8 protein-coding genes are annotated in these 12,413 nt (G+C 38.0%); 1 reads left to right on the forward strand and 7 read right to left on the reverse strand.

Going from position 1 to position 12,413, the window contains the following annotated elements; translation table 11 throughout:
• Nucleotides 1–393: 393 nt before the first annotated feature.
• Entirely contained in the window at nucleotides 394–888 is a 495-nt protein-coding gene (locus ACWPWS_RS04780) for a DoxX family protein (RefSeq protein ID WP_209784377.1), read from the forward strand.
• A gap of 676 nt (nucleotides 889–1,564) precedes the next feature.
• On the opposite strand, the gene ACWPWS_RS04785 is transcribed toward ACWPWS_RS04780, so the two are convergent.
• From ACWPWS_RS04785 to epsC, 7 genes are all read right to left on the reverse strand, one after another.
• Nucleotides 1,565–3,082, reverse strand: coding sequence for a TSUP family transporter (locus ACWPWS_RS04785; RefSeq protein ID WP_454045678.1), 1,518 nt, complete (start codon nucleotides 3,080–3,082; stop codon nucleotides 1,565–1,567).
• A gap of 5 nt (nucleotides 3,083–3,087) precedes the next feature.
• Complete coding sequence (locus ACWPWS_RS04790; RefSeq protein WP_454045679.1) at nucleotides 3,088–5,964, reverse strand: TonB-dependent receptor; 2,877 nt, start codon at nucleotides 5,962–5,964, stop codon at nucleotides 3,088–3,090.
• A 392-nt stretch (nucleotides 5,965–6,356) separates the two neighbouring features.
• Nucleotides 6,357–8,033 carry an NADPH-dependent assimilatory sulfite reductase hemoprotein subunit gene (locus ACWPWS_RS04795; RefSeq protein WP_454045680.1) on the reverse strand — a complete coding sequence of 559 codons (1,677 nt, stop codon included), beginning with the start codon at nucleotides 8,031–8,033 and terminating at the stop codon, nucleotides 6,357–6,359.
• Nucleotides 8,034–8,078: 45 nt separating this feature from the next.
• Nucleotides 8,079–9,788, reverse strand: coding sequence for a diflavin oxidoreductase (locus ACWPWS_RS04800; RefSeq protein WP_454045681.1), 1,710 nt, complete (start codon nucleotides 9,786–9,788; stop codon nucleotides 8,079–8,081).
• Nucleotides 9,778–10,623 carry a uroporphyrinogen-III C-methyltransferase gene (gene cobA, locus ACWPWS_RS04805; protein ID WP_454045682.1) on the reverse strand — a complete coding sequence of 282 codons (846 nt, stop codon included), beginning with the start codon at nucleotides 10,621–10,623 and terminating at the stop codon, nucleotides 9,778–9,780. Before cobA ends, ACWPWS_RS04800 begins: the two co-directional genes overlap by 11 nt.
• A gap of 23 nt (nucleotides 10,624–10,646) precedes the next feature.
• Nucleotides 10,647–11,558, reverse strand: coding sequence for a cysteine synthase A (cysK, locus tag ACWPWS_RS04810; RefSeq protein ID WP_454045683.1), 912 nt, complete (start codon nucleotides 11,556–11,558; stop codon nucleotides 10,647–10,649).
• 23 nt (nucleotides 11,559–11,581) lie between these two features.
• A complete protein-coding gene (gene epsC / locus ACWPWS_RS04815) occupies nucleotides 11,582–12,412 on the reverse strand; it encodes a serine O-acetyltransferase EpsC (protein ID WP_454045684.1) in 831 nt (276 codons plus the stop codon).
• Nucleotide 12,413 lies beyond the last annotated feature (1 nt).

Below are 12,413 nucleotides of genomic sequence, written 5' to 3' on the forward strand. Positions count from 1 at the left end.
CAATTCCGAAGAAAGCCCTCAGAAAAAATGTAATAAGACTTTTCTTGAAGAAAATAACAAGACTCCTATACAATGCAATAATAACTATTGCTCTAATTCTTCTCTCTTTTTTACCACCTCTTTTCCTTCCTTTGGATTTGAAAAATTTATGGATCCGGAAGTAAACAAAGGCTTCTTTTTATACGATGATCCGCCCTATTCTTCCTTTTTTAATTCTATTTGGATTCCGCCCAAAATAAAAATGTAATTTTCAGTTATTGGTAAAATAACATTTTTCAGCTATGGAATATTTTTTTCCATACCCTATCCTATTATCTTAACCAGAATTACATGACCAGCTGCTGTTCATGGCTTTGTCACGGTGATGTAATCAAACAATGAATTAAAAAAATAATGAAAACAATAGTATCAAACCTTGAAAAAAATACGAATACCATTTATATAATATGCAGAATATTAATTGGATTATTCTTTTTTGTAGCAGGCTTTAACAAACTTTTCCATCCTGTTTTCCAGGGATATATGTTCAATACCATCAGTACCATAGGATTTCCTTTCCCTCAGTTTACGGCCAATTTCACCGCCTTTTGTGAATGTATCTTTGGTTTATTTTTAATGCTGGGTTTTTGGACGAGAATAAGCTCCGTATTTTTAATCGTTATTATACTTGTTGCTTTATTTACCCATGATCTGGGCTCAATTCCTAAGGAACTTATTCCTATCAAACCCGAAACCGGAGTTTATAAAATGGATCCTTTTACATGGTTGGGCTATTTTCTATATCTGCCTCAAATGTTATATCTCCTGTTTTTGCTTCTGTTTTTGTTTCAGGGGTGCACAGGATTTGGAATTGATCGTTTCCGAAAAACAAAATCTGGAAACAGCTAATAATTATAAACAGCTCTCTTTGGAGCTGTTTTTTGTTGGAAATCGCAAAATCGCAAGGTTTTTCTAAATTTTATGTATGATTTTAAGACGCAAGAAAATCGAAGATTTTCAGCAAGTGATGATTGTGTTTTTATAATAGAGTAAAGTGATTAGCATATTTTTGCATCAACATCTGTTGACTTAAATCATCTGTGAAAGTTTTAAAATATACAGTGTTTCAATTTTATTGAAGATAAAATCCTTGCGCCTTACAGAAGCTTTTTTAATATCATTTTGCGCCTTTGCGTTTCCCAAATAAAAGCATTCAAAAAAATAAAAAAACGCAAAGATTTAATGGTTTCAGATTTTTACTAAAAATGAGTAATGATATCATGTCAACAGATTGTATCATTGATTTTTCCCCTTTGATTCCTCAAGATAAAGTAAAACATTAAAATCTTTGCGTTAAAAAATATTTATAACAAGTCCTGATAAAAAACACAAAGTTTAAAGACCCAGACCTTTTTATTAGAGCGAACAAAGGTTCGGCAAAGTCGCTGATGAAGCTACGAGACTACGCGTTCGCTTAGAAAGAATTAAAGCATTGATTTCTTTCTTTGCCTTCTTAAATTTGTAATGAATAATTTAAATCCTTTGCGTTAAATAGATTATTTCCCTTTCAATTTTATACCTTTTTTTATGATAAAACTGATTTGGTTATCGTAATAAGGCTCATAACAATAACTACCATTCCTACCACGACAAACATTTTCTTTGTTGGCAGTTTTGAGGTAAGCATGGCAGAAAAAGGAGCGGTAAAAACACCACCCAGCAAAAGTCCCAAAACAATATTCCAGTGATGAATACCAATGGTAAAGATGAAGGTAACTGCACTGGTTATGGTAAGTAAAAACTTGGCAACAGTGGAGCTTCCCACTACATATCGTGGAATTCTTCCTTCTTTTATAAGGGTTCCGGTTACCAATGGTCCCCATCCGCCTCCTGCAAAAGAATCAATAAAACCACCTATCAGTCCTAATACTCTGAGATTGGTTCTGCGTTTAGGCTTAGCTTGTCCTGATTTTTTATCTTTGAATGCATTTCTTAAGATGTTTACTCCAAGATACAAGGTATAGCAGGCGATAATAGGTTTTACAATATGAGCATAATGTTCCCCGTAATGAGAAAGCGTCAATGCTCCGATAACAGAACCTACAATAGCCAGCGGGAATAATACCCACACCATTTTCTTATTGACATTTCCCAGTTTATAATGACTGAAACTTCCTGCTGCTGTCGTAAAAGATTCTGCAGAATGAATACTTGCACTTACAACGGGTGGCGGGACATTCAACAGCAGAAGTATGGTGGTACATATTACTCCATATCCCATTCCCATAGATCCGGCTACAATTTCTGCCATAAAACCAGCAAACAGCATCCAGTAAAAAATATGACCGTCTTTATTCAGAAAGTACTGAATATCACCGGAAAGATTGAACTGATACACCACGAGCCCAAATAATCCAAAAAGCAATAAAACACCTATGATGGCAAGATAAATATTGGCTTTTCTCTGGGCTGTTTTGGTAATATTGATCAGTTTCTCAATTTCCATATCCGATTTTGCAGCAACTTTTCCGTCAGATAGATATTCTGTAGTGATCTTATTGAGTTCTTTCACTTTGTAATTGAAATCTCCCGTCAGTTGATTTCGGATATTCTGCATATTATCCAGAACATGATCCATTTCATCAGGGATGATTTCAGAAAAAGTTTCTCTTAATCTTTTAGCGATGGTCGGAGATTTTCCATTGGTGGAAATGGCAATTTTAAGGCTTCCTTTTTTGACAATAGAACCTAAATAAAAATCACACAAATCCGGTTTGTCCGCAATATTGACCAGTACATTTTTTTTCTGGGCTTTTTCTCTGATTTCCCCTGCCAGTACAATATTATTCACTGCAATGATGGCAAGATCCATATCATTAAAATCATGATCATGGTATGACCTTTCGTGAAGAGTAATATTGGAGAACTGATTTTGTAAGGTTCTGACTTCAGGGATAATTTCTTTTGCTACCAGTTTGATGGATGTTTCAGGTGAATTCCCCAGTACGGATTCCAGTTTTTCAAGAGCAACCTTCCCGCCACCGATGATCAGCAGTGAAAGGTTTTCAAGTTTTAAAAATATGGGATATAAAGAATTGCTCATGCTGATTACAGTTTTAAGTCATAAGTAAAAGCGAGATAATACAGTCCCCCGATTTCAGGACCAGCAGCATACTGAAAATAACGTCTGTTCAGTAAATTGGTTGCCCCAATTTTTACATTCGCACGGATTTCAGGAATCTTCCATGTAGCCTGAGCATCAATGGTATAATAAGCCGGAATTGCTCCAGATGCTAAAGGACTTTCCCACATAAAGCCACTCTGCCATCTTGCGACAAGGGTAAATCCTATGTTTTTGACAATTTCTCTGTTTCCTACACTTACATTCACCATCCATTTCGGGGTGTTGAAAGCCGTAATAAAAAGATCTGAGGTATTGTTGGACGCAAGATCATTATAAGAAACATTGGTGTTGACATTATAATTTCCTGTGATATTATAACGGATGCCTAAAGAAGTTCCATAGCTTTTGTAGGTATTGTTGCTGTTGGTATAAACTCTGTATCTGTCCTGTTTGCTTCGGTCCAGCATAGCGAGTACAGCGGTATTGCTTCCTACCTGACTATTTTTAGGAACAGCGACTTCTACCTGACCAAGAAATCCTTCGTAAATGTTGTAATAGAAATCCCAATCCAGCACCAGCTTGTTATTGAAGAAAGTAGACTTGTACCCTACTTCAAACGAATTGATCTTTTCTGGTTGTAATTTTTGCAGATTGGCTACCGTTAAAAGCTGTTTGTTATCCTGAGCGGCCTGAGCCTGAGTTTTTCCTGCATCTATAGCTGCATTGACCGCTGAGGTAAATTTGTCAATGGAAGCCAGGGTATAGGAATTTTCCAGATATCCCAGTCCGTCATTTACTTTTGAAAGACCTCCCACTCTTCTTACATTTCCGTTATTCACGAATGAAAGTGCTTCAAATAAGGATGGAAAACGATATCCATTTTGAAAAGAGGCTCTGAAATTATGCTCTTTAACCGGAGAATAAACCACACTAATTCTCGGATTTAATTTGGATTCAAACTCAGGATTTCTGTCAATACGTAAAGCAGCGTTGATTTTTAATTTATCATTAAAGAAAAGCTTGGTCATCTGAGCAAAAGCCCCATATTTCTGATAAATAACATCTTTCCCGAACGTACCATTAGCCAAAGGAATATTTCTTTCGCTTACTGGACGGTCAAAATCCACGAAATTGTTTCCATCCGGAGTAATGCTGTACAAACGGTAATCTATACCGGCAAGAAGGTTGAATATCTTCACAAACTTGCTGAAGTCGTAGGTAAGTTCACCTTGATAGAAACGGGATTTCTGTTCCAGTTTGGCACCACCGGTTGCCGGAGCGCCAGCTATTCCTGCATTGGCTGAATCCCAGTTATTGATTCCGATAATGGTATTTTTTAACTGTTCAAAAGCAGCAGTTCCGGGGACAGCTCTGTTTTTATCTGCTTCCTGACGGGCTAAAATGAATGCATCATTAAGATTGGCTCCCGCATTCAGGTTATTCTGAAGAGCCGTTTGAAATATATTTTTCCAGTTGTTGTTGGAGAGATTGGTTAAATCCAGATTGTCTGCCAAAGGTTTCAGATTATAAGAATCTCCCGTATTTTCTATCGATACATAAGCTCTGAAAGTCAGTTCTTTTCCTGTCAGTTCTACTTTATGGTTTTGAACCGTGGCATTTTGTAACCGGATTTTATTTCCTCTTTGGAAAGTTCCATCCAGCAAGCCATAACGGTATACATAAGATGTTCTCCACTGATCCCCGAAACGGTAATATAGTCCTGCATCGAATTTAATATTTTTTACATCCGGGCTTACAAGATCTTTTTCAAGATATCCTGTCCTCGAAACATTAAATGTGGTGGGCTTTCCGTTATAATCTACTTTTACAGCAACACGGTTGTTTCTTTCATCACCGTATTTATTCCAAAGATCTTCAGCCGGATTATTGGCCAAAACAAAATTAGGATTGGCTGTGACCATAGATCCGGGATTCTGATCTGTCAGATTATTTGAAATCCAGTCGGTTCCACTGAAATAAGAGGCATTGACTTTAACGGCAAAATTTTTATTGATCACCTTTGCAAAGCGAATGGCGCTTTCGCCCAGGGAACTTATTTTATGATTAACATGGTCTACATGATTGACTCCGCCACGGAAATAAAGGCTTATTCCTTCAGAAGTAAACGGATCTTTGGTCTGTAAACTGGCCAGCCCGTTGATGGCATTCATTCCGTACAAAGCCGAAGCTGCTCCCGGAGTTACTTCCATAGACTGAATATCCAGCTCTGTAGGCCCTATTGCATTTCCCAATGGAACTCCCAACGTTGCCGACTGTACATCTACTCCGTCTACCAACTGCATAAAACGGAAATTATTAGGAGAATTGAACCCTCTTGAATTAGGGATTTTTAAAGTAAGACTTGAGGTTAAAAGCTGCAGCCCTTTTACATTTTCCAATGTTTCATAGAACGAAGCTGCCGGACTTTCCCTGATGGTTTTAATATCAATTTTTTCTATAGCAATCGGTGATCTTAATATTTTTTCGGGAACTCTGGAGGCTGAAATTACGACATCATCAATAATCGTATTCTGAGGGTTAAGACCTATCGTTATTTTGTTGGAAGGAGAAAGAATTTCAACAGTCTGGCTGGTGAAGCCGTCTTTCTGAATAACCACCCGAAATGGAATGGTAACTCTTGTTCTGATCTTAAAATTTCCCAGTTGGTCTGTGATAGCATTATCCTGTGTATTTTCGATGTGCACTTTTACCGAATCGAGGCCTTTGCTTGTCCCTGTATTTTTGATGCTTCCGCTAAGTTCTATGAGCTGCTGCTGGGCTTCTGCCAGGTTAAAAAATAGAAATGTAAATGCGATAATACCTGCTTTAGGCAGAAAATTTCCCTGTTTTTTGTTTTTCATTTTTGCTTCATTTTTTAGGTTTGAGAATGAAGCTGTCTGAACTTTTTCATTGATTATTTTTAACCGCAAAAGACACAAAAGTTCTCATTTTAAAACACTTTAGTTCACCTAAGTAAGTTTAAAATGATGCCGTAGAAAGCTCACATTAGATGAAAGATGAAAATCAAAGATTTTCACAAAACTTAGGTGTTCTTATTATGCACAAAGTTGGGCTCTTAAAAAGCTTAAGTGTTTAAAAACTTTTGTGACTTTTGTGGTTGGATTGAAAACTTCAAACAGCTTTGATTGTATTGTTATTGAAGAATCAACAACACATACACATTCGTCCGCTTAAATGAAGAGGTTTAGTTTTTATATTTTTTTTCAGATCATAATGAAAATCAGCCATATAATTAATTTAAGGTATGTAAGTAACGGTATGAAAAATCACCAAATGTTTCTTCTGCAAGTCTTTTCTGTACATAAATTCCGAAAAGCTCATCAAGGGTTGTAAGAATTTCTTCTTCGCCAATATTTTCTTTAAATTTTGTATTCAATCGCATGCCCAGACGGTCTCCTCCAATGTGAAGGTTATATTTTCCATAAGCTGTACCCACAAATCCGATTTCAGCATTAGGAGATCTCCCACATCCATTAGGACATCCGGTCATACGAATGGTAATATCTTCGTCCCGCAGACCATATTTTTCAAGGATAGGTTCTATTTTTGTGACCAAAGAAGGAAGATAACGCTGAGCTTCAGCCAATGCCAATGAACAGGTATTCAAAGCTACACAGGCAACAGAGTTTTTACGCAGAGCACTGGCTCCGTTTGTATATTCTGAAATTCCGTGTTCTTTTAAAATATGTTCAATTTCTGGTTTATCTTTATCAGCAATATCAGCAAGAATAAGGTTCTGGTTACAGGTAAAACGGAAATTGGCATTGCCAGTCTGCGCTACTTTTAATAATCCTGATTTTAAAGGATATTCTGCCGTATTAAGGATTCTTCCATGCTCTACAAATACAGTATAAAACCATTTTCCTTCATGATTTTGAATCCATCCATAGCGGTCTTTTCTCTGTTCAAATTTAAATTCTCTGGCAGTTTCAAAGCTGAATCCTGTTCTTTTTTCTACTTCGGCTCTGTACTGGTCGATACCCAATTTATCAATTGTATATTTTAATCTTGATAATTTCCGGTCGCTTCTGTTCCCGAAGTCTCTTTGAACCGTGATGATTTCGTAGACAGCCTTCAATACTTTTTCTTCGGTATCTACAAATCCAAGAATGGAGGCAAGACGTGCATAGGTTGCTTCGTTTCCATGAGTGGCACCAAGTCCTCCTCCGGCAGCAATGTTGTAACCAACGATTTTATCATTTTCGATAATAGCAATTAAGGCAATATCATTGATGAATACATCCACATCGTTATTAGGAGGAACAGCTATTCCTATTTTCAGCTTTCTCGGAAGATACCTGTCCTGATACAGAGGATCTTCTTCTGCTTTACGATCAACCAGAAGTTCATCATCAATCCAGATATCATAATAAGATTTGGTTTTTGGAAGACACATCTCACTGATTTTTCCAGCGAGTTCATAAGCTTCCTTGTGCAAAGGTGATTCTGAGGGATTGGCTGTACAGGTTACATTTCTGTTGACATCCCCACAAGCGGCAATAGAATCCAGATGCTGAAGATTGAAGCTTTGGATGGTAGGTCTTAAATGAGATTTTAAAATGCCATGCAGCTGAATCGTTTGTCTTGTGGTTACTTTAATGGTTCCGGTGGAATGATCTTCTGCTGTTTCATTCAATCCTATCCATTGTTCCGGAGTTAAAAAGCCGCCGGGAAGTCTTAATCTGATCATGTAGGAATATAGCCATTCCAGTTTTTTAGAAACACGCTCTTCCCTTCGGTCTCTGTCGTCCTGTTGGTACATTCCATGAAATTTGATCAGCGTCTGATCATCTTCCCTTATGGCTCCGGTAATAGAATCAGCAAGGCTTTCTTTTAAAGATCCCCTAAGCCCGTTACTGCTGGTTTTAATCCTTTCTACCGGTGAAAGGTTTTCTTTATCATTGTTCATAATTGTTTCCTTTAATTTTTTACGAGTACTTCTTTTTTATCTCATTTAATAAACATCTTTGGCATATCTGCCACTAAGCTCCATTTCTTCCAGATAAAGGGCTGCATCTTCTTTGCTTCTTTTTCCTTCATTCTGAATGATGGTGAGAAGTGTCTGTTCTACGTCCCGAGCCATTGGTTCTTTGGCTCCGCATACGTATACAGATGCTCCGCCTTCCAGCCAGTAAAAAACTTCCTGTGCTTTTTGTTCCAGTCTGTGCTGAACATATATTTTTTCAGCGGTATCTCTTGAAAAAGCAAGGTCTAAATGAGTGAGACTGCCTGTTTTAATAAAATCCTGAAGTTCTGCCTGATAAAGGAAGTCTGATACGAAGCTTCTATCCCCGAAAAACAGCCAGTTTCTTCCTTCCGCACCTGTTGCATCACGCTCCCAGAGGAATGATCTGAAAGGGGCTATTCCTGTACCGGGACCAATCATAATGATATCTTTATCAGCTTGAGGCAATTTGAAGTGTCCTGCATCCTGAATATAAAACTCAATATCTTCTCCTTCTTTGAATTCACTCAGAAAACCACTGCATAATCCATTATGTCTCTGATGGTCTATAAAGAATTCTGATTTGGCGACCGTAATATGAATTTCCGTGTCCCCATGCGCTTCTACAGAGGAAGAAATTGAATACAGACGAGGTGCCTGAGCGGTTAATACCTGAATAATTTCTTCAAATTCATCTGCATTTTTTACCGGATAAATCCTAAGCAGATCAAGAAGGCTTAATCTGACTTCCGGAATGGAATGTCCCGTTATTTTCGCATATTGAGCAACAACAGATTTAAGCAGATAGCTGATGTTAAGATGTTTGTGTAAAAGTTCTTCAGCGGTATCTGTAACTTTTGTTGTTTCTACCTTTTTTTGAGGATCAATTCCTGTAAGGGTAATAATTTCATCTACTATAGATTTTGAATTGAAAGGAATTAACCCTAACGCTGCACCCGGCTGATAGGCCAGTTCTTCTGTTTCAATCTCAATGTGATATGTTTCTTTTTCAGAAGTAATATCGTTCAGATTAATAATTGCTGAAACTTTTCCCTGGTATTTCTTTCTTCCGGCAGAAACCTTTGGAGCTGAAATACTTTTTGTACTCTGACCAGCATTTTTATTAACTGTCTCGAATACATGTTCTATCCAATGTGAAGCTTCCTGTTCATAATCAATATCACATTTCTTTAGTGGGATAACACGCTGAGCTCCCAATATTTCAAAGCGTGAATCTACATCTTCTCCTGTTTTGCAGAACAGAGGGTAACTGCTGTCTCCCAACGCCAGTACTCCGAATTTAAGTCCGCTAAGATTAATTTCATTTTCATAAATATAATCATAGAACTTTTTGGCCAGTGCTGGTGGTTCGCCTTCTCCCTGAGTGCTGATCACTACGAAGAAAAACTCTTCTTTTGCAAGATCTTTGGGTTTGTACTGAGAAAGGTCGGCCAGTTTTACCTGAAGTCCTTTTTTCTTCACAATACCTGCCAAAGCTGTCGCTAATTTTTTACTGTTTCCGGTTTCTGTTCCGTAAGCCAGGGTTATTTTCTTTACAACATTCTGTGTAATACTATTCGTTTCCTGAGGCGGCAGTACGGCGGTCAGTGACGATCCTCCGGCAATACCGGCAAGATATCCGCTTGCCCAAATGGCTTCATCTCTGGAAAGATCTCCGGATATTTGTTTTAATACGTTTAATTTAGTTTCAGACAGCATATTCAAAGAAATTATGAGTTGTAGGGATTAGACTTCCGTTTTCCACTGATTTAAAGTAAAGACCTTCCTGTTCGGCATTTTCCAGCCATGAAAATTCTTCGTGAAGGTTGACAATTTTGCCAACAACAACCAATGAAGGTGAAGCAAAGTTTTTGTCTCCGAATTTTTCATTAAAATCATCAAATGATGAGGTGTACACCTTTTGGAAAGGCGTTGTCGCCTGTTCAATGACTGCAATTTTTTTATCACCTGAAATCTCAAGCTGTTTCAGTTTTTCCACAAGAGGAGTAAGATTTCCTTTAGACATATAGAAAACAAGGGTATCATTGGTTAAAGCAAGCTCTTTCCAGTATTCTTCACTCACAATTTCTGATTTATAATATGTCAGAAAACGCACTGATGTAGAATATCCTCTTGCTGTTAAAGGCATCCCGGCAAATGCGGCTGCTCCTAATGCGGCTGTAATTCCCGGAATAATTTCGTAAGGGATATGATTGTGTTTTAAAGCCTGCAATTCATCCAGAATATTGGAGAATATGGAAACATCTCCTCCTTTAAGCCTGACAATAGTTTTGTTCTGAAGGGCATATTCCACCATCAAAGTATTGATATGAGACTGCGGTGTGGAAGCATTTTTACTGCATTCTTTCCCTACATAGATGATTTCAGTGTTTTCATTGACGTAGGTTTCCAGAATCTCCGGACTTACAAGGCGGTCACATAAGATGACATCTGCTTCTGCGATTGCTTTTACTGCTTTTACAGTGATCAGTTCAGGGTTGCCGGGCCCTGCACCGATAAGGAAGACCTTTGGTGATTTTATATTTGTTTTCATTGAAGTAGGTGTTAATTAAGGATTTAGAAGAGTCCTTCTACGGACAGATACCTTTCTCCAGTATCGTAATTGATGGTGAGAATTTTAGCGTTAGGTTGTATTTCCGGTAAATGTTTCGCAATGGCTGCTAAAGCGGCTCCTGTGGAAACTCCCACAAAAAGACCTTCTTTTTTAGCGGCATTGAGTGCGTATTCATAAGCTTCTTCCTTTCCTACTGTGATTACTCCGTCTAAAAGGGTAACATCCAGAATGGAAGGAACAAATCCAGCTCCCAGTCCCTGTAATGGGTGCGGTGCGGGGCTTCCTCCACTGAGTACGGGAGATAATTCCGGCTCTACAGCAATAACTTTTACGTTAGGATACTTTTCCTTTACTGCTTTTGCAATTCCGGTGATGTGTCCTCCGGTTCCTACTCCTGTAATGATATAATCCAGGCCATCCGGGAAATCTTTTAAAATTTCCTGTGCGGTGGTTTCTACGTGTACTTTTACATTGGCAGGGTTATCAAACTGTCTTGGAATCCATGAATTTGGGGTTTCTTCAGCAAGCTCGTTGGCTTTTTCAATAGCCCCTTTCATCCCTTTTTCTCTTGGGGTAAGTACGAATTCTGCTCCATACGCTTCCATAATTTTACGGCGTTCTATACTCATGCTTTCAGGCATGACAAGGATCAGTTTGTATCCTTTTACAGCAGCTACCAAAGCGAGGCCTATCCCTGTATTTCCACTCGTGGGTTCTATAATGACACTGTCTTTATTTAATAATCCTTTCGCTTCTGCATCTTCTATCATGGCCAGACCAATTCTGTCTTTAATGCTTCCGCCAGGGTTGCTTTTTTCAAGTTTGATCCAGATGTCATGATCTGAATTGAAGAGTTTATTAATTTTTACGACGGGTGTGTTTCCAATCGTTTCTAATGCGTTCTGAAATTTCATATCAATGTACTTTTTTGTTTTTTTTAAATCACAAAGGTTAATGATTCCGGTAATGAAGTATTATCCTTTATTTTTATTTCACTTTTGTGGTAGACCAGAGAGTTGGCAGGAACATCTTGGGTTACCCAGACATTTCCTCCTATGATACTTTCTCTGCCTATGGTTGTTTCACCTCCCAGAATGGTAGCCCCCGAATAGATAATCACATCATCTTCAATATTGGGATGTCTTTTCTGATGGGCTTTTTCTTTGGAAACATTCAAGGCTCCGAGGGTTACTCCCTGATAGATTTTGACATTGTTTCCAATAATGGTTGTTTCTCCAATCACTATTCCTGTTCCGTGATCAATAAAAAAAGATTTGCCGATGGTAGCTCCGGGATGAATATCAATTCCGGTTTTACTGTGGGCATATTCTGAAATGACCCGCGGTAGAATCTTCACTTCCTGACTCCAAAGCTGGTGCGAAATACGGTAGACATAGGTAGCAAAAAAGCCCGGATATGCCAGATATACCTCTTCCAGAGAATCTGCTGCCGGATCAAATTCCAGAATAGATTTTGCATCCAGAACCAACTGATCATATAACTCCGGCAAGGCTTCAAAAAATTGATTGACTTGTTTTTCCGTAATATATTTATCTGCTGCAACGGTATTAATTAAGTCAGAAAGTGTTTCCTGCAGAGCATCAAAATTTCTTTTCAGCTGCTCTTCAGTATTGTTAGTCTGAGGCAGGAAAAGTGTTTCATACAAATCCTTAACCCATTTTTTGGTCTTTATTTTATCAAAGAATCCATGAATGCTGTTTTGCTTTGTCTGATGAATTCTTTCAATTAATTGATCGGAAATTGCCATT

The organism is Chryseobacterium sp. Marseille-Q8038 (assembly GCF_965111995.1).